Here is a 19,710-nt window from a genome sequence, read left to right on the forward strand (position 1 = left end):
CATCATATCCAACGCTACGCCGTTTCAATCCATTTGTCTGTTGTCAGCCTAAAGCCAGATAACCGCTATAAGAACTGGAGGAAGCACATATGCCATCCACTGATTTAAAAGCACTGGAATACACCATTGCGGAAATTACTGAGATTGCCACCGGTCTGGGACTGGACTTTTACCCTATGCGATATGAAATTTGCCCGTCCGATATTATCTATACGTTTGGTGCATACGGCATACCCACTCGTTTCAGTCATTGGAGCTTTGGTAAAACGTTTAACAAGATGAAGATGGAATATGAATTCGGACTGAGCAAAATCTATGAGCTCGTAATCAACTCTGATCCGTGTTATGCCTTTCTCCTCGATAGCAACTCCCTTGTCCAAAATAAACTGATTGTCGCCCATGTCCTCGCCCATTGTGACTTCTTCAAAAACAACGCCCGCTTCTCCAAAACGAATCGCAATATGGTTGAAACCATGACCGCTACGGCTGAACGAATTCGGGATTATGAGATGACCTACGGAACGCTTGTAGTTGAACAATTTATCGATGCCGTTCTTGCGATTCAGGAACATGTCGATCCTTCCATCGTGAAGTCGTACAACATGTCCAAGGGAGAGTACATTAGATCCATGCAGAAGTCTAAACCAACCAAGAAAAATCCCACCTCCACACCGTATGACGACTAGTGGTCACTTGAAAAGATACAAGAGGAAGAGAAGCAAGAAATTCGTACCTATGGCACTTGATGGGCTGTTATTATGCGAAAAATGTGGAAATCCAATGTTTGGTAAGCAAATAACCGTTGGGAGTACGAAAACATTTTACACCTGCAAAAAGCATAACTATCTACGTATATCGCCTTCACTTCTTGAAACTGCTCTGCTGGAAGAGAGTGCAAGGTTCATTACACAATTATTTCAGACTTATTTTCCAGAAGTCTACACCATTACACATGGCGACCTTATTAAGTTTTATAAACAGTCGTTAACGGAAAGCAAGGAAGCCATAGAACAATATAAGCAAGAACTGTATGAACATACTTCGCTGTGGTTACAGGAGTCGTCTTTAGACTTAAAAAATTCACTACTCCATCTACACAATCGTATCGAAATTGAAGAATTAATTCAGGAACATTATCCCATCAAGCTTGCTGAATTACAGCATCAATACGAGCTCATGCGAAGATTGCAACATTCAGTCGATCTTGTAACCGAGGTGTTGTCCTATGACACTAAAGAGCAAGAATTATTTATTCGTGATGTCATTCATTCCGTTAACCTCAATCCACCCTCACTGAGCATTCAATTTCGAGATCCCTTCCAAGGAAAGGCGGTCGTCGTTCATGTTGCCATTAGCTAATATCATTCGCCCTGGAATGAGGGCAGTACTCTATGGTCGTCACTCAACGGGAAAGCAAAATATGGACACCCAATGTTCCATGGCGAACGAATTTGTTGCAAAGTACGATTGTTCTCTTGTAGCAAACTATCTAGATCCGGCTGTGTCAGCTCGAAAAAAATCATTGGATGACCGCCCCGGTGTATCCCAGTTACTCAAGGATGCGATTGATGGTCAATTTGATGTAGTGCTCATGAATCATCATGATCGAATGGCAAGAAATCACATGGAGCATCAGAAGATCCGAATGATTTTAAGAGGTTGTAACATCCCTGTTGTCATAATTAGCTCAGAGAGCTTATATGATTCCGGGGATTTCATGGTGGACCTTATAAAAGATGGGACTTCAAAATTAGAGGTAGAGAATACCCGAATCCGCACACGCGATACTTCACGAAGCATCCTGAAGAAAGGAAAATGGACAGGAGGTAAAGCTCCCTTTGGATATCGGTATGACAAAGTAACAAAAACCTTCTTGCAGGACCAGGATGAATTAATCATCGTTCGGCGAATTTACGAATTGTATCGTAATTGTGACGGTTTCCAGTCTATCGCTTCTATGATCAGTCATGAGTTTAGTAGATCAATGAATAAGTCAGCGGTGCGCTGGATTATTACCAATCCATTTTACGCAGGGTACATGAGCCATCAACGAAAAACCGAGCAATCCAGAAACAGCATTACACCAATTGATCGTTGGACAATGATAAAGAGTGATCTGATTGAACCAATTATGACTTTGGACGAATGGAAACAAACGTGGGCGATCTATGAACAACGAAAAACAGGTGAACTCCATCCTAAAATGTATAAAACGAGCTTTTACCTTAGCAATCTGTTAACATGTTCTGTCTGCAATCAAAAGTTGACCTGTAAAGACCAAAGTACATTTGATAAAAAACGAGGTAAGCTATACGGGAAGAAGTGGTATTGCTGCCCAAGTTGCAAATATAAAATAGAATCAGATCGGATGCACGCCGTCGTCGATGCCCTGCTGAATGATCTGAAATCGCATAATCTGGAGAATGTTACTTCATCGGTATATGATCAGATGCTGAATGAACGTCAGCTTATCGTTGAACAGTTAGATAAAAGTAAAGCCTTATTATCTGAGCTAAAGAAACAATTACAACTTACTGAATTACATACCAAGAAGCTTGCAGAGAACGTAAAAGACTTAGAAACCAGGGATGACAACACCAAGATGGTACAGGTACTTACGTTACAAAAAGGACATTTGACGAGCCGAATCGAAGCACTCGGTGATAAAATCAAACAATCTTTAAGTCATCTTCAGTACCTCGATCTTATTGAAGCAAACCCAGCAGAGATTACACGCAACATACAGTCAATAAACGTTATGACCAGTCAGGATAATGCTCACGATATTCGCAAGATGGTGACTTATCTGGTTCAGCAAGCTATTTTCACTCCAACAACTAGGGACAGTAAAAATATTATTACTAAAGGGGAAATCGCAATTCAAACCAGAAGCAGCCTCGTCAGAACGATTATCACTTAACCAACCACCCTAGACGGGAAGGTTGGTTTTTTTAGTGATCCTGGTTAATAGCTCAACCCTTACGATTAACTAGAAGATTTAAACGGCGGTTTGAAGAACCAATAATATTGGAATTATTCTAAGATAAAATTGAAATCATGACCGAATTGTAGTAGCCTGACTGATCAACCGTTCGATTCCTTCTAATTCTCGTTCAAATTTATTACGCTTGTCTAATAATAATTTCTTGTATGTTATTGTTCCTTTTTGCTCTTTAAAATCTTGAACCAGTTTTTTCACATCATCCGGAGATCTTTTTAAATTCGCTAAGCAAAAAGCCTTCTGCAGCATTGCTTCCAAATAAAAATTATAATTTGAAAGGTCATCCTGACTTGGAATTGATTCGAACTGAGCATTAAATCGATTTATGAAACTAATACATAATTCCATGTTACTCTGTCTATAGAATCTTGCACAAAAAATAAGAAATTTTTTATAAATACTTTGGATATTAGATTTGCTCCAATCAGTATGTTTCAATTTTTCAATATACTGTTCACACCTCACTCTATTCGAACCCGCTAAATTTCCGATTTGATTCACATAAATATCAATTTTTATTCTTTTCATACCGGGTTCTTCTGTTAAATACTCTTCAGCTAAATCAAGTTTCCTTGATCCAATTAGGTATCCACAAACTGTTCTTCGTGTCTGAATATCAATCAATTTCTCCTTAAGAACTTTAAACTTTGCTTCAAGTCTCAAGAACAATGCAAATAAATCATTTGTGTTAATAGCTCCCGACTTATGCTTTAATAATGATTTCTTTTTGGCACTTAAAGCTGTGATAATTATACAAATTAATTGTTGTTGTTTACTGAAGTATCGTGGATCATTGACTTCTCGCCCGGATAATCTGTCAATTAAAGGGAAATTTTTTATTATTTCATCTGTATTTACCTTCTTGAAAAATTTTATGAGGATGTCAATTTTAGGATTACATTGAAATGCTCGAGACATATACCTTACATCACTCGTATTTCTAAAATTGATTGTATACAATTCAGCTAATACTTCAGAAAGACTAAGCTCCTTGTCAAATTTAATTTCGTTGATCAAATCAGCTACTCGTTTCACATCTCTGAAATATTCTGTTTCTCTAAGGCGAAAAACATTTATTACTTCAGTATCAGAATAATTACCATCTATATAATCAACAATTAATTCATTTACTGTATAATAAGATGAATTTCTGTGTTTTTGTAAAAAACCAATGTTCACCAACACTTGGGCGCGTAGATTTCTTTCACCAAATTTTTGAGTAAATTTCAGTTCTTCTCTTAAGAAGCTTAACAACTCTTCATTTACTTGGAATATATTTGTTTTGGCACAAATATAACAAAGACTAGCCAGAAAGTACTGGGATTCTTTAGGCATATTCTCAATTGTATTCTCAAAACAAAACCTTAAAAACTCTTCAAGTAAAGTATTCAAATCAGTATTCTCAAACGTATACTGCGTTTCGGTTTCATATTCGATCCTGATTTCTTTGATGGGTTTTAACGACGAGCGTAAAGTGTAACACAATGAGATAATTAGTCCAGGATTACCCTGAGTGAATTTTTGGATCCATTCCCAATCTGCAGCATCTAGGTTGTCCAATCTGTTACTCTGATCCTTCATGTACGTGGTCATTAGCTTCCTTGTTTCAGTAATTTCAAATTGATTTAATGGGAATGGATTCTCTCTTTCACCTAACCCATATCTACTGGTAATAAGTAATCTTGATCCTGAATTACTATAACGAATAAATTTATGAGCGATATCTGAAAATTCGGCAAGATTACTCTGTACAATTTCTGTTTCTAAATTATCAAGAATTAATAATGATTTTTTAGCAAACATATCTTCCCACACCATGTTTTCAATCTGCTGAAAAGATAATTCATTTGTAGGGATATAAACTAATGTTGCTAATTTATTAATTAGATCCTGATGATTTCCTATATTTTTTTCAAATCGTTTAATTTCTCCGTTTTCAAATACAGAATTCTTAAAACTCATAAAATATATTCGATCAAATTCCTGAGTCGGCGAGTAAATCAAATCTTCAATAAGTTGAAGAACCAAAGCTGTTTTCCCTAATCCTCCAGATCCTATAACTGATACTGGAGTATGTAACTTCAACTCATCTTTTAGTGAACGAAGTTCAGACTCCCTACCAATTAATTTTTCAAAACTCTTACCAACGGGATATTCGATATATACAAGAGGAATTTCAAATTCATCTATATCAACATTAATGAATTGATTCCACTTAGTTAAATAACCATTCTCGCTTAATGATATTATGACTTCCTTGCACTTACTTTCAATAATTTCATAATCCTCATGGCTAATGATTCGAGAATGCATGACATTATTTCTTTGTCGAATAAGCACTTGAATATTAACTGAAGATAGGGTGTTTTTTTTCTTACTGCTATGTGCCTTTATAATATCGACAAGTTGACCAAGATGTAGATATTTTAGTAACTGATTAAAATTGACAGGTGCACTTATTCCATTTTCTAAGGCTAATTCTGTTGCAATTTGAACAACCTTTGTATTCACATCATCTTTACTCATAAATTCTTCAATGTAATTTCGAAGTAAATTTTCTAAAAAGAATATCATTTTGTAGCCATTAATGTTTAGCATATAACTCCCCTTTTTGAATTGCATTTAATGAAGTCATTATACAACGATCAGACCGAATTTTCACTAAATCTTAACAATATTAGCACCTTAGCTAAACGAAGGCTGGGCATCCTATTGGCATCAGCGCATCATCCGCGAAATGGACTTGACCAGCGAGGAGACGATCGAATTCGCCAAGCTGAATTCCTCGGTCGTGCAGCCATCCACCCAAAGCCTGAACCCTTATTATTTGGGGTTGAAAATTTTCGAGGATATCGAACGCCGGTGGGATCATCCCAGCCGCGAGGAACGCGAACGGTTCGGACGTTTGCCGGACCAAGGACGCGCCAAAATATTCGAGGTCCGCGAGCTCGATTCCGATACGTCCTTCATTCGCAACTACATGACCAAACAGCTCACCGAAGATCTGGACTTGTATGTGTTCGAAAAAAAGGGGCCTGAATGGAAAATCACGGACAAATCGTGGGAGAACATTCGGGATCAGCTTGTATTTTCGCGCATTAACGGCGGTTCCCCTTATCTTGTCGTCCAGGATGCCGACTACTTGCGCACAGGCGAGCTTGTGCTCAAGCACCGTTATGAAGGGATTGAGCTTGACCTCAAATACATGGAGCGTACCCTCCCTTACGTGTACCGGTTATGGGGACGTACCGTTCATCTGGAAACCAAGGTGGAGGATAAACCGATCTGGTTTTCCTATGACGGAAAAAAGCATCATCGCAAGTTTATGTAATCGCCGACGAACCGGCTGCGAAGCAGAACCTGGTTGGTACAATGCCAAAAAGGCTGCCCTACAGGGGGCAGCCTTTTGTCACTGGATCAACGCCTGTCGTTTGCCAACCACGCCATGTTACGCTTTGCTGAAATGTTGGCGCAGCGGCATGAAGAAATCATTCTCTACTTCGCTTGCCGGCAGCGGCCGGCTGAAATAATAGCCCTGAATTTCCCGGCAATCGTTCTGCATCAGGAAATCCAGCTGTCCTTTGGTTTCGATGCCTTCCGCAATCACTTCCATATTCAAATGCTGCGCCATCGATATGATGGTGGCCACAATGGCTTGATCGCTCACATTCTCCGTAATGTCCGTCACGAAAGAACGGTCGATCTTCAGTTTATTGATGGGATATTGCTTCAGGTAACTAAGCGAACTGTAACCCGTGCCGAAATCGTCCAAGCTGATCTTGACGCCGAGCGCCGACAATTCGTTCAGAATGCTGGTCGATACGGATGCATCCATCATCATGCTTTCCGTAATTTCGAGTTCGAGGTAACGAGCCTCCAACCCGGAATCCTCCAGCGCATTTTTGACCAGCTCGAGCAGATTGGCCTGATGGAACTGCTGCGAAGACAAATTGACCGAGACCGGAATGAGCGGCCCCCCGCTCGCGTGCCAGCGCTTCATCTGCTTGCATGCTTCACGCAGCGTCCAATTGCCGATGTCATAGATCATGCCGGTCTCTTCCGCGATCGGAATGAAGACGTCGGGCGTCAGTATTCCTTTCTGCGGATGCTTCCAGCGGATCAACGCCTCCACGCCGATCATGCGGCGGTCCGAAGTACGAATCTGAGGCTGGTAATACAGCACCATTTCATCGCGTTCCAGCGCTTTGCGCAAATATCCCTCAAGTTCGATTCGTTCATACAACGCCGAATCCAGCTCGGCCGAATAGAATTTGTAGCCGTTTTTGCCGTTTTTTTTGACCTCGTACATGCTTGTATCAGCATGCTTGAGCAGCATGTCCGCTTCTGTCCCGTGCTCCGGGAACATGGCGATGCCGATACTTGTAGTCACATAGAAGTCATTGTCCTTAAGCCGGTAGGGCAGTTGAATCGCCCGCACGATTCGTTTCGCGAGTTCTTGAACACGATCCGCATGGCCCTGTTCATTTTTGACGACCAACGTAAATTCGTCCCCGCCCATGCGCGCAAGCATGACGTTCTCCATCGCATCGGAATCGAAAGCCTGAATCGCGCCAACAATCCTTGCACTTACGTCCTTCAGAAAAATATCCCCGATGGAATGTCCAAGGGAGTCGTTGATCATTTTGAAACGGTCAATGTCCATAACCATCACCGCAAACGTTTCGCCCGCGGCCTTGTGGGTGGCGATGGCTTCCTCCAGCACTTCGTCCAGCTTGCGCCGGTTCGGCAAGCCAGTAAGCGGATCATGCAAGGCCTGATGGCGAATATGTTCCTGGGCCTGCTTTTCCTTGGTGACGTCTTTGATCAGGATATGGCTGCCCACATGACTCCCCTCAATCAGGACCGGAACTACGGTGATGTGAAGATCGATCGACTGACCATGAAGCCCCTTCATCGTAGCCGTGTAATACTCCTGGCTGCGAGTGCCATCTTCCCAAGAAATGTCCGCAGGGTCGGACGTCCAGTGGATGTCGATACGCTCTACGATCTCGTCTATGGAACAATGGATGACATCCTTCTCCAAATATCCCGTAATGCGAGTGACCGCAGAATTGATTCCTTTGATGTACCCTTCGCAATCTACGGAAATAATGGCATCGGCATGATTGTCGTACAAAGCCTGGTACCATTGCTCGTTTTCTTGCAAACGGCGGTCTTTCTGGGAAAAACGCTGGTTAATGATAATGCCGCTTAATGCCAAACCCAGGGTAATGAACGTGCCGATCGCAATCGTGTATCCAAGAAACAACGGTTCGATCCGCAAGCCCGGCACCCCCATGCCTCCCTCCGAAACGTGAAAGTGAGCTGCCGACATACCCGTATAGTGCATGCCCGTAATGCCCAAACCCATGATCAATCCACTACCGAGTTTATACATCCACAGCCGCTTGGAATGGCGTTGGCGAAAAATGAACATGAGCCACAACGCCGTGAACGAGGCGGCGGCTGCAATCAGGATGGATAACCAGACCTTGGCGGGTTCATAGCTCACTGGAACGGACATCGCCGCCATGCCGACGTAATGCATGCAGCTAATGCCGATCGTCATCGACAAACCTGCAATGGCAATCTGCTTCACATGCCCGCCCTTTCGGCCTGCAATGTGCAAGGCGACTCCGGAGGCCACGACAGCAAAGAGAACGGACAACACAACCTTACCCAACGAATAAGAAACGTGATTGGGGAGCACAAAGGCCAGCATGCCGACAAAATGCATCGACCATATGCCAAGCCCCATCGCCATGGCCCCGCAGCCAAGCCAAACCTTTCGGGAGGTTCCTCGGGCCAGACTAACGCGGCCAGCCAAGTCAAGCGCGACGTAAGAAGACAAAACGGCAATAATGTAAGACAAAACGACCAGTTCAATGTTGTACGTTCCGTGTAGGTGCTCCACTCCGTCTTTCCTTTCAACCGGGATCAATCTTGTATGTATGTTTCATGCTTTTCATAGCTAATGAAGCGAATCTTAAAAAAGAAGCGAGTGCACTGTCAGGCGACAGGCACTCCCTTCGCAACAACATCATGGTATTTGCCAGCAAACTCAAACGAAAGCCATACATAGAAGACCCGTTTATCATAATGAGTATAGTCTAAACGTCACAGGGTCGAAAATCAACACTTTTCCCCAGCATTTCGTGTTGAATTGTGTCGCTGATACCTGACGTTTCGTGAACTTCAACGACAAAAGGCACAGCCTCTCGGCCGTGCCCCTTGCGAAGTGTGTCACCCCTGAACGGGTGCCGTCGTCTGGCGAATAACGAGATGGGACGGCTCCGTAACAACCGGAGGCGTATAATCCGGGTTCTCGATCATCGCGATCAAATATTCGATCGATTTGATTCCGATGGAATATATGTTTTGGTTAATGGTTGTGAGTCCGGGTTTGAACACATGCGCATAATACGTATTGTCAAAACCGACGACCGAAATATCCTCGGGAACACGCAGCCCATGCTTTTCGATTTCGTGGATCGCCCCAAAAGCGGACATGTCCGAAGCACATACGATGCCTGTCGGTTGGTCCCTCTGCGCAAGCAAACGCCGGGCCGCCTTGCTTCCACCATCGAAGGAATAATCGCATACTTCCATGTGCACGGTGGAGTACGGCAGTCCGCATTGCCGCAAACCTTCGCGGTATCCCTCCAGGCGCAGATTGGCGACGGCCGGTCCCAGCGTACCCGAAATATACGCAATTTTCCGGTGGCCTAATTCGTACAGATGTTTGACGCTCATCGCAATGGCATTGGCATTGTCGGTCGTAATGTACCCGGCCCGCTTGCCGAACAGGTCGGTGTCAATGAACATCGTCGGAATCTCCGCATGAATCAATTCTTCAATGCTCTTGTTCTCCCTGCCTTCCCCGAATACAACAACGCCGTCCACGTTCCGGCTGCGGCAATGTTTGATAAACGAATACGCAGGGTCCTCAAAACGCGTGGACAACCGGACCAGGTCGTAGCCGCTGTTCTCCAAGGCGGTTTTGATGCCTTCCAGCAGCTCCGACACAAAAGGGTTCGTAAACGGAACCGTCAACAAAACCCCTACCGTCCAAGAGCGGCGCTTCACCAGTCCACGCGCAACTACATTGGGTTGGTATTTTAACAATTCGATCGCCATATTGACTTTTTTGCGCGTTTTGTCACTTACATCGGGATAATCATTCAGCACTTTGGAAACGGTTGCAACAGATACGCCCGCTTCTTTGGCCACATCATGGATAGAAGCCACCTGATCACCTCAACCTCTTTCAAATCCCCTGTCTCAAGCTGCATTCACTGTTACAACGGCAGGTTTGTTTTCCTATTATAGCTCAAATTCCGGAGAAACGGTATAACCGGCTCCAAGCCGGTTCCCGAATCTACTCCTGATGCTGCAACTCACGCAAATCCGCTGCCAAATTCTCCATCGTGGTTGCAAATACGGCAAGTTCCTGCGAACGGAAAGCTTGGCTGCTGGCACCCTGAGCCGTTTGTTCCGACTCTTCGCGTACACGGACCAGCTTTTTCATGATCTGCTCCAGATTGGCCTGAATTTGGCTCTGGGCTTCCCTCGAGCTGGCTGCAAGTTTGCGCACTTCGGCCGCCACCACTTCAAAGCCCCGCCCGAATTCTCCCGCATGCGCGGCTTCGATGGCCGCGTTCAGGCCCACCAAGTGACTCTGGTCAGAGATTTCACGGATCAGCTCACCCATTTTTCCGATCTGATGGATCTCGGCGGTAAGGTCTTCCAACAACCCATGCGCCTGTCTCTGGGAAGCGGCGGTATCTTTGGCCACGTCGGAAATGGCCTGTGCGTTCTCGTTCAGCTCGCTGATCATACCTGTCAGCTGCTGCGTAATTTGCGTAATCGCCTGCAAGGTGTGCTTCTGGTCGTCGGCAAGCCGGCGCAGCCTGTCCTTTTCCCGGATCTCGTAAGCTTCGAGCACGAGCTGTGCGTCCAAATTGAACATTTTGCTAAGGGCCTGAATGACGCGATGCCACATATCGGGAATGACCTGCTGAAAAATGCTTGTGGCAATATCGAGATAAACCATGTATGTACCCAGATAATAGTCGGTAGACAAGCCAATGCGGGAATGCACTTGCCCAATGGCAATCCGTTGGTCGATGTAAGCATCGTCTACGACGCCGTCAGCCATGGAAAGCCAGTACATCCGTTGGGTCTGCTTCAGTCGTTCCACGGAAGAAAACCGTTCCATCAGCTCCATCAGATTCGGATATTTCCCCAGATGGCAATAGAAATGGTCCACCACCTCTTCAACCACTTTCTCAAAGACGGGACGATGCCCGGCAAGCACTTGAAGGTCGCCTGCGGTCAGTCCGATGTAATCTAGTTGTTTCTGTCTTGCTGCACTTGCGCTCATAACCAATTCCGTCAGCTCCTTATTGCTTCTGTATCGTCGAACGAATCCACCTGTCAATCCACTTCGACGGTCTTCCTGCTACTCCGCTGCTATGTGAATATTAGCTTCGACGTATAAAACTTCACTTCAAATGTAAATAACTGTATTAATTATAGACGAATCGCCCTAAGTTTACATAAACCTTTAGAACCATTTACACAAAGTTTACGTATATTTTTCTCGATTTTCCCGAAAATACAGTCAAGAAAAGCGGCGTTAATAGTAAAAAGGTCCCTGTCGACGCTGTGAAGGAGCATCACAGCTAACCACAGGAACCTTATTCGGAATGGTTATTTTACAATCATCTTACCGATTCAACAGACTGCCCACATAGCGAAGCAGATCGTTGGCGCTGGCCGCCGTATATCCGTGTTCATCAATGAGGCGGCTAATCACCTCATTCATGCGCTTCAGTTGAGTCGCATCCGGTGTTTTGGTCGAAGTCGTGATTTTGACGATATCTTTAAGGTCGGCAAACAGTTTTTTCTCGATGGCTTCGCGCAACCGGTCATGGCTGTTATACTCGAATTTGCGTTTTTTGCGGGAATACGCCGAAATGCGGATCAAAATTTCTTCCCTGAACGCTTTTTTTGCATTTTCGGAAATGCCGATCTGTTCCTCGATCGAACGCATCAAGCGCTCATCCGGGTCGAGTTCCTCATCGGTAAGCGGGTCTCGAATTTTGGTCCAGTTGCAAAAGGCCTCGATATTGTCCAAGTAATTTTCGAACAGCGTCTTGGCCGACTCCTCGAAAGAATAAACAAAGGCCTTCTGCACTTCTTTCTTCGCCAGTTCGTCATATTCCTTCCGTGCCAGCGCGATGTAATTCAGGTAACGCTCCCGCTCTTCCTTCGTGATGGAAGCATGCTGATCCAAACCGTCCTTGATGGCCCGCAAGATGTCCAGCGCGTTAATGCACTGAAGATTTTGTTTAATCAAAGCACTGGAAATCCGGTTGATGACATAGCGCGGATCAATGCCGGACATGCCTTCGTCCAGATATTCGCTCTGCATCTCGCGCAGGTCGGCCTCTTTGTAGCCTTCCACCTCTTCGCCGTCGTACATGCGCATTTTTTTGACCAAGTCCATGCCTTGCTTTTTCGTTTCCTTCAAACGGGTAAGTATGGAAAAAATGGCCGCGGTCCGCAAGGCATGCGGCGCGATATGGACATGCTTCATGTCGCTTTGCTGAATGAGCTTGGCATAAATCTTTTCTTCCTCCGAAACCTTCAGGTTATATGGAATCGGCATCACAATCATCCTGGATTGCAGCGCTTCATTTTTTTTGTTGGCAATGAACGATTTGTATTCGGATTCGTTCGTATGCGCCACAATCATCTCGTCCGCGCTGATCAAGGCAAAGCGCCCTGCCTTGAAATTGCCCTCCTGGGTCAGGGAAAGCAAGTTCCATAGAAATTTTTCGTCGCATTTCAGCATTTCCTGAAACTCCATCAAACCACGATTTGCTTTGTTCAACTCCCCATCGAACCGGTACGCCCGCGGATCCGACTCCGAACCATATTCAGTAATGGTGGAGAAGTCGATGCTTCCCGTCAGATCCGCAATGTCCTGCGATTTCGGATCGGATGGGCTGAACGTTCCGATTCCCACGCGGTTATCTTCGGAAATAAGCACCCGTTCTACCCGCACTTTGCTGATGTCATTGTCATATTCGGTACGAAGACGCATTTGGCAGGAGGGGCACAGATTGCCCTCGATGCGCACGCCGATCTCTTTTTCCACCTCTGCCCGGAGCTCAAGCGGGATTAGATGCAGCGGCTCTTCATGCATCGGGCAGCCTTCTATGGCATACACCGCCCCTTTCTCCGTCCGCGAAAACTGTTCCAATCCCCGTTTCAGCAGCGTAACCAGCGTGGATTTACCACCGCTTACCGGTCCCATCAGCAACAGGATGCGTTTGCGTACATCCAGTCTGCGTGCGGCAGAATGGAAGTATTCTTCCACCAGCTTTTCGATGGAACGGTCCAATCCGAAAATTTCCTGTTCGAAAAATTTGTATCGTTTATGTCCATCCACCTCTTCCACGCCATACGATTCGATCATTTGATATACTCGGGCGTGAGCCGTCATTGCCGGGGTTGGGTCTTTTTTTAGCAGTTCGATGTAGTCTTCGAATGTTCCGTTCCATGACAGACGGTCATTCTCTGCCCGATGCTCCGCAACGCGTTCAAAAATATTCATGCTTGGTACCTCCCATGGCTCCTTTAGTGTGATTGACAACCATCCCGAATGGTATGAATAAATCCATAGAATTGCAACTCTTGCTTGAATATCCAAATTCGCGGTCCTGACCTCGGTCCCGCTGCATCTGTGCGGCGTCTTCTTGCTGTAAAAAGTGTATTACATACCTATGCGGCAAACCGGATAAGTTGACCACTTTTTTTAATCTTGAACCGCGAAACTTCACCGCCCGATGCACCAAGTCCGCAGCGGCAGTGCCGAAAAAAAATCCGGTTTATGATACTATCAGAGGTATATGTAGTTAAAGCAGGATGTCCTTTGTTCCTGGAAACCAGCGATACGGAGCAATTCGCTTTCCGGGTTCTGCGTGGAACAGAGCCGGACATTGTCAAACGGGAGATGGCGGAAGGAGTACGTTGATCATGGCAGTGAAATATGAAACGGATCTGTATTCGCCGATCAAGGCATATTTTGAACAACGCGGATTCGTGGTCAAAGCCGAGGTTAGGCACTGTGACCTGGTTGGCATTAGATCAGACTTGGATGAACCGCTGATCGTGGAAATGAAAAAAACGTTTAATCTGTCCCTGCTGCTGCAAGGGATGCAGCGATTGAAGCTAAGCCCCATCGTTTATCTGGCTGTGGAACGAAACCGGAACAAACGCGGCGCGGTGAATCAGCGTTGGGGGGAATTGACGGCACTCTGCAGCCAGCTTGGGCTCGGTCTGATGACCGTGACCTTTTACAAAACCAAAGCTCCGCTTATTGATGTATTGTGCGAGCCCGCGCGTCGGCCGGAAGGAAGTTCAACAGGGGCCGCGCCTTTGTCCAGCCGCAAGGGCGGCATCCGAAGACAACGGCTGATGCGGGAATTCGATGGACGCAGCGGGGACTTCAACGTCGGAGGCAGCACAGGCAAACCGCTCGTGACCGCATACAGGGAAAAGGCGCTGCGCGTGGCGTCGGCGCTGCGGATAGAAGGTGAAGCTTCTCCGGCAGCGTTGGCCCAATTGGCAAACGTGGCTTCTGCCGCATCCATTTTGCAAAAAAACTATTACGGCTGGTTTGAGCGAATACGGCGCGGTAAGTATGGACTTACCATTAAAGGCATTCAAGCATTGACGGAGCATGCGTTCATGCTGGAACCACTCTCTTCGTCGGATCCGGAGTCAAGCATGCCCGATCGCGACGCCGTGGAACTGCTGTTCGAGCGGGAAGGACAGGAGGACGTGGAGAAACTTGAACGCATTGCCGAGCTTGTGCAAACCTATATCCCCCGTCCTTGACCTTCAAGCACGGGAGCTGACCCGTCAGTTCCACAAACTTCAAAAGCCGTCGCTCCCTTACGGGAACGACGGCTTTTGAATATGGTCGATAACGGGCTGCAATTAGAATTTTGCTGCAGTTTCAGCAGCCAGTTTCACGCCAGCACCCACGATTTCTTCTGCACGGTCAGGGGATGCATTGTGTCCTTCAACGATCACAACTTCAGGGTGTTTGATGCCCCAGAAGTTCAATACGTTGGTTACGTATTTAACGGACATTTCAGCAGAAGCCATAGGCTCAACGGAATACACGCCGCCACGAGCGTTCAGGATCGCTACTTTTTTGTCGCCAACCAGACCTACCGGACCTTCTGCTGTATATTTAAACATTTTGCCAGCTTGGCTCAGGTAAGAGATATAGTTTACCAGCGGTGCAGGAACAGTGAAGTTCCAGAGCGGGAATGCAAACACAACTTTGTCTGCAGCCAGGAATTGATCTTGCAGTTCAGCTGCCAGTGCAGCCGCTTTTTTCTCAGCTTCCGTAGCTTCGATGCCGTTAGCCGCTTTGAAGCCGCCAGCGAGAACATCATTGCCGTAGTATGGGAAATTCGCGCTGTACAAGTCCAGCTCGGTAACGGTGTCACCTGGATGTGTTTCTTTGTATGCGCTCAAGAATGCATCGTACAATTTAACGCTGACTGCCTGATCTGCAGGACGGTCATTGGCTTTGATAAAAAGAATATTAGACATGTTCGTTCCTCCGTTATATAAAATAATTCAGTGCCAATGGGTGCACCGGTCTAAACTGCAGCATGATGAACAAAGCCACAACTTATTAATACACATTATATATAAAAATGTTAGTGGATGCAATAACGTAATTACTATCCATATCAACCGCATAAAACGTCCACACGTTCACGGAGAGGCAGAACCCATCTGAAGAAGCAAAGCATGCCCGATCAGTTCCGTGCCGTGAATTCTCCGATCGCTTCGCTGATCAAATTCATGCCGAGCAGAAGCGCATCACGTCCAGGATGGCTAAAGTTTAAACGAATGTAACCCCGATCGGCATCCCCCGTCGAACACAGCGAACCCGGCAAAAAAGATACGCCCTTGGGCAAGGCGGCTTTGAGCAAGGCGACGCTGTCCAGACCATCGGGCAATCGTACCCAGAGATACATTCCTCCTTTTGGAACCGCATAATGCGTCCCCCTCCAACCGGGTCTTTTCAATAACTCAAGCATCAACTTCAGCCTGGTTTTGTACTCCCGATTGAGCAGGGACAAATGATCGTTCCATTTAAAAGGAGATTGGTCCAGCAGCCGATGCAATAACCGCTGGTTCATGGGACTGGATTGTCCATCCGCAATCCGCTTCACGGAAGCCATGGCTTCAATCAAAGCTGGATGGCCGGCAGCCCAACCGGTACGCAGGGCAGGAGCGACGGTTTTGCTGAACGACCCGATATATAGAACATGTCCACCCTGATCGGCCGTATCCATGGCAAACAGGGAAGGGTAATGACGATAGAAGTCCGAGTTGGACCGTCCATCGAAATGAAGCTCACCGTAAGAGTCATCTTCCACCAACAATACGCCATAACGGGAGCATAGCTCCAATACCGCCTCACGACGCTCCATGCTCCATAACGCCCCCGTCGGATTGGAAAAGCTGGGCGCGGCAAAAAGCAGCTTGGGTTGCGCCTGCTGCATGTGGTGCTCAAGAAGGTCGGGCAATATTCCGTTTTCATCCCCGGTGACCGGAATGATGGTGGCTCCTTGCATTTCCAGAACCTCAAGACAGCCGGGAGACGTTGGATGTTCCACCAACACAGAATCTCCCGGCTCGAGCAGAAGCCTCATAATCAGGTCGATCGCCTGCTGTGTTCCCGTTGTGAGCAAAATTTGCTCAGGGACCGTACGGATGCCTTTACGGCTGTTCCAATCTTGATCCAGCCATTCACGGAGCGGCCTGTAGCCAGCCGGTTCGCCATACTGGAGTGCAGATGGCCCGGAGCTAAAAACAGAGACGGCTGCCTCCTCCAGCAGCTTGAATGGAAATAATTCCTCTGCCGGCAGCTCTTCAGCCAAAGAAATGAAATGATCCCGATCAGACATTTTGCGAATATCCCGAAGCGGGGATGACAACAGTCTGTTCGTACGGGAGGCGAAGAAATATTTCATCAATCCTGTCCCCTTTCATCCTATTCCGAACTATGCTCGCAGTCCGCAGCCCCTACAAGGTATTCCTGGATCATGTTCAATATGACGACCAGACCGTGCCGGATCATCAGGAGATCGTTTTGATCTGCCTTGCATACAGGGCGTAACGCTCTATCGCTTGGGCTCTGCTGCTTACATCCAGCTTAACATAGATTTTTCGCAAGTAATTGTCAATCGAGCGCCGGCTGACATTAATTTCACTGGCTATTTTATCATAAGTTACACCCTGTACAATTCTTTCCATAATAAAAGTTTCCGTTTCCGTCAATGAGGCTGCAAATTCTTTTCCCTCGCCTTCGATCGGCTTGACCCAATCCGTGCTGGCCAGCCACGTCATCGGAATGGATACGCAGCCTTCCCTCAACCCTGCGATGAGATGGATCAGCTGGCCAGGGGAAGCCTGCTTGGACAGCATCCCGCTTGCGCCTAGTCCCATCAGATGGAGAAATAACTTCACATTGTCTTCATCCGTCAGAATAATGATGTGACTATGAGCCGAACGCGCTTTCATCTGGGTAATAAACGGATCGGCCTGTCCCTCCGGCAGCCTGTAATCCATCAGAACGATATCCGGCTGATGCCGGCTTACCAATTCCAAGCCTTCAGTTCCTGAAGAAGTCATTCCGCGAACGATTAAGTCCTGTTGTTCTTCCAAAATTAATTTGCTGCCCAGCATGCTGGTGGGGTGGATATCGACAATGACCACCTGCCATACTTTTTCCATTTTCCTTCTTCCCCCTGATTATGTATTGGACAAAAGTCGAAATATGTCGAATGAAAAAATCATCGAATACAATCTATCTTTCCATTCCCCTTTTTCTTCCCCGACAAATAACGACCTTCTTTTTTTGTCCACATTTCTTTTCCTTTCCAAACCATTCTAATATAGTATAAATATCCTGCATTTCTAGCTAAAAAAGTCGAAAAACCTGCCCAAACTTCCTACTTATTGCATCTATAAGAAATTGTATCCTAGGACTTCCTTCCGATGCAATCTCTTTTTGCGCTCAACGTTAAAGAACTTCATTTTTGCGTAATCGACAGGCGCATGTTAGAATGAAGATTGGAAATTTTCCTTTATCTTCAGATGACCAGGAGTGATGACATGAACCCCGTAGTGGAGCCTGATGACATCCATCACACCCGGAGCGCCAAAGGTAAAGGCCGAGCTTCTGTTAAACTGTTTCTGGCGTTGTGGATTATATTTATTATCATCGGAGTCCTAGGGACCTATTTTTACAGCAACCACCTTCAGAAACAGATGATTGCGCAGTTGCAGACACATAATCAACAGCAGATCGCGGCGTTAAAAGCAGACTATGAGAAGCAGCTAACAACGATCTCAAAGGAAGTATCCAGCCTGCAAGAGCAGGTCCAAGCCTTTAATGAGCTGTTGACCTTTACCAAGGATAATGCAAGCAATAAGACGGATAACAGCAACAAGCTGTACACCCAACTGAGCGAAGTCAAAAAACAACTGGAGACCCTCCAGAAAAAGATGGATCTGCTCAAATGATTACCCACGTTAAACAGGTAAATCGTTTTTTTATGCTTGCACTCGCTCCCTTTATTGGACTTGTTTTATGTCTTTTCTTGTTTCGGCCTGCGGTCGATCCGGGAGACGTGTTGGAAGATGCCTGGGTCAAAGAGAACATTACCCTTCAGACTCAGGCGATTCGCGAAGAGCTTGAGGGTGCCAAGGATACGGCCGTTCAAACTTCTTCTTCCATTAAAAAGACGACCCAGCTTTACAATCAGACAACAAGCGCCATGTCCTCCATCGTACAAACCGCGACCAACCAGGCAGCGCGCCCGGAGTCGATCTATAATCAGCGCATTTCATCCAAACTGGGGACGCCCATCGAACGGGTCAACAGCGATCGGTTGACGATCGAGCTGTACAGGGTTAATCCCGGGACCTATAAAGGTTATGCCATGAAAATTAAGCTGAAGGACCCTTCCGCCATGCAAATGGCTCTGAACAGCGAGCTGGGAAAAGCCGAAACCACCATGCAGGCCGTCAAACGCAGCGGTGCCGTGGCCGGCATTAACGCAGGCGGCTTTGCCGATAGCGGCGGCAAACGTTATCCGCTCAGCACCACGGTCATGGACGGCAAATACGTTACCGGCTTCCAGCCCAGCTTCAAGGACCTGTTCTTCGTCGGATTGAATGATGCAGGCAAGCTGATCGGCGGCAAATTTTTCGACAAAAGTGCACTCGATCGCCTGAAGCCTCAGTTTGGGGCCACATTTGTTCCCGTGCTGCTTCAGGACGGAAAGAAAACTGCCATCCCCGAGAAATGGAAGGTATCTCCGAAACGTGCGCCCCGAACGGTCATCGGCAACTACAAGGATGACCAGCTGCTCGTCGTCGTCGTCGACGGCTACAACGAAAGCGGCAGTTCCGGAGCGACACTGGAGGAGCTCCAGGCAAGATTGTACAAGCTGGGCGTCATGGATGCCTACAATTTGGATGGAGGCGGCTCGTCCTCCCTTATTTTGAACAATCGGGTCGTCAACCATCCGTCAGATGGTTCACTGAGACCCGTGCCTACCCATTTTTTATTTTACAAATGATCCCTGAAAAGCATTTCT

The 19,710-nt window shown here is 46.4% G+C and carries 13 protein-coding genes and 2 pseudogenes; 7 read left to right on the plus strand and 8 right to left on the minus strand.

Features of this window, described 5'->3' with window-relative positions:
• Positions 1–89: 89 nt before the first annotated feature.
• The 3 genes and pseudogenes from RSX24_RS04110 to RSX24_RS04120 all read left to right on the plus strand — a co-directional run.
• A pseudogene (locus RSX24_RS04110) lies at positions 90–594 on the plus strand (SpoVR family protein); the annotation flags it as partial.
• A 141-nt stretch (positions 595–735) separates the two neighbouring features.
• Entirely contained in the window at positions 736–1,359 is a 624-nt protein-coding gene (locus RSX24_RS04115; RefSeq protein WP_343259751.1) for a recombinase zinc ribbon domain-containing protein, read from the plus strand.
• The gene (locus RSX24_RS04120) at positions 1,343–2,920 is read left to right on the plus strand and encodes a recombinase family protein (protein WP_343259752.1); all 1,578 of its coding nucleotides are present in this window, start codon (positions 1,343–1,345) and stop codon (positions 2,918–2,920) included. Before RSX24_RS04115 ends, RSX24_RS04120 begins: the two co-directional genes overlap by 17 nt.
• Before the next feature lie 135 nt (positions 2,921–3,055).
• Here the strand turns inward: RSX24_RS04120 and RSX24_RS04125 are convergent, their stop codons facing one another.
• The gene (locus RSX24_RS04125; protein WP_343259753.1) at positions 3,056–5,599 is read right to left on the minus strand and encodes a hypothetical protein; all 2,544 of its coding nucleotides are present in this window, start codon (positions 5,597–5,599) and stop codon (positions 3,056–3,058) included.
• 91 nt (positions 5,600–5,690) lie between these two features.
• On the opposite strand from RSX24_RS04125, the pseudogene RSX24_RS04130 reads away from it, so the two are divergent.
• Positions 5,691–6,332, plus strand: a pseudogene (locus tag RSX24_RS04130) (SpoVR family protein); the annotation flags it as partial.
• Positions 6,333–6,449: 117 nt separating this feature from the next.
• On the opposite strand, the gene RSX24_RS04135 reads toward RSX24_RS04130, so the two are convergent.
• The 4 genes from RSX24_RS04135 to RSX24_RS04150 all read right to left on the minus strand — a co-directional run bounded on the left by RSX24_RS04135 (position 6,450) and on the right by RSX24_RS04150 (position 13,625).
• Complete coding sequence (locus tag RSX24_RS04135) at positions 6,450–8,915, minus strand: EAL domain-containing protein (RefSeq protein ID WP_343259754.1); 2,466 nt, start codon at positions 8,913–8,915, stop codon at positions 6,450–6,452.
• 329 nt (positions 8,916–9,244) lie between these two features.
• On the minus strand, positions 9,245–10,249 hold the full coding sequence (locus tag RSX24_RS04140; protein WP_236415863.1) for a LacI family DNA-binding transcriptional regulator: 1,005 nt from the start codon (positions 10,247–10,249) through the stop codon (positions 9,245–9,247).
• A 130-nt stretch (positions 10,250–10,379) separates the two neighbouring features.
• Positions 10,380–11,384 (minus strand): globin-coupled sensor protein, encoded by a 1,005-nt coding sequence (locus RSX24_RS04145; protein ID WP_236415865.1) that lies wholly within the window; start codon positions 11,382–11,384, stop codon positions 10,380–10,382.
• A gap of 345 nt (positions 11,385–11,729) precedes the next feature.
• Positions 11,730–13,625 carry a PrkA family serine protein kinase gene (locus RSX24_RS04150; RefSeq protein WP_236415866.1) on the minus strand — a complete coding sequence of 632 codons (1,896 nt, stop codon included), beginning with the start codon at positions 13,623–13,625 and terminating at the stop codon, positions 11,730–11,732.
• Between the two features lie 422 nt (positions 13,626–14,047).
• Here RSX24_RS04150 and RSX24_RS04155 point away from each other — a divergent pair, with 422 nt between their 5' ends.
• Positions 14,048–14,911: a DUF2161 domain-containing phosphodiesterase gene (locus RSX24_RS04155; RefSeq protein ID WP_236415867.1), complete on the plus strand. Its 864-nt coding sequence runs from the start codon at positions 14,048–14,050 to the stop codon at positions 14,909–14,911.
• Between the two features lie 102 nt (positions 14,912–15,013).
• Here the strand turns inward: RSX24_RS04155 and RSX24_RS04160 are convergent, their stop codons facing one another.
• The 3 genes from RSX24_RS04160 to RSX24_RS04170 all read right to left on the minus strand — a co-directional run bounded on the left by RSX24_RS04160 (position 15,014) and on the right by RSX24_RS04170 (position 17,839).
• Entirely contained in the window at positions 15,014–15,640 is a 627-nt protein-coding gene (locus RSX24_RS04160) for an FMN-dependent NADH-azoreductase (RefSeq protein WP_236415868.1), read from the minus strand.
• A gap of 212 nt (positions 15,641–15,852) precedes the next feature.
• Complete coding sequence (locus RSX24_RS04165) at positions 15,853–17,076, minus strand: aminotransferase-like domain-containing protein (protein WP_236415869.1); 1,224 nt, start codon at positions 17,074–17,076, stop codon at positions 15,853–15,855.
• Between the two features lie 106 nt (positions 17,077–17,182).
• On the minus strand, positions 17,183–17,839 hold the full coding sequence (locus RSX24_RS04170; RefSeq protein WP_343259755.1) for a response regulator: 657 nt from the start codon (positions 17,837–17,839) through the stop codon (positions 17,183–17,185).
• 381 nt (positions 17,840–18,220) lie between these two features.
• Between RSX24_RS04170 and RSX24_RS04175 the strand changes: the two genes are divergently transcribed.
• Together RSX24_RS04175 and RSX24_RS04180 are read left to right on the plus strand one after the other, a co-directional pair.
• The gene (locus RSX24_RS04175; RefSeq protein WP_236415871.1) at positions 18,221–18,631 is read left to right on the plus strand and encodes a hypothetical protein; all 411 of its coding nucleotides are present in this window, start codon (positions 18,221–18,223) and stop codon (positions 18,629–18,631) included.
• Positions 18,628–19,692, plus strand: coding sequence for a phosphodiester glycosidase family protein (locus tag RSX24_RS04180; RefSeq protein WP_236415872.1), 1,065 nt, complete (start codon positions 18,628–18,630; stop codon positions 19,690–19,692). The genes RSX24_RS04175 and RSX24_RS04180 overlap by 4 nt, the downstream gene beginning before the upstream one ends.
• Positions 19,693–19,710 lie beyond the last annotated feature (18 nt).

Source organism: Paenibacillus hubeiensis (assembly GCF_032334105.1).
GTDB lineage: Bacteria > Bacillota > Bacilli > Paenibacillales > Paenibacillaceae > Paenibacillus > Paenibacillus hubeiensis.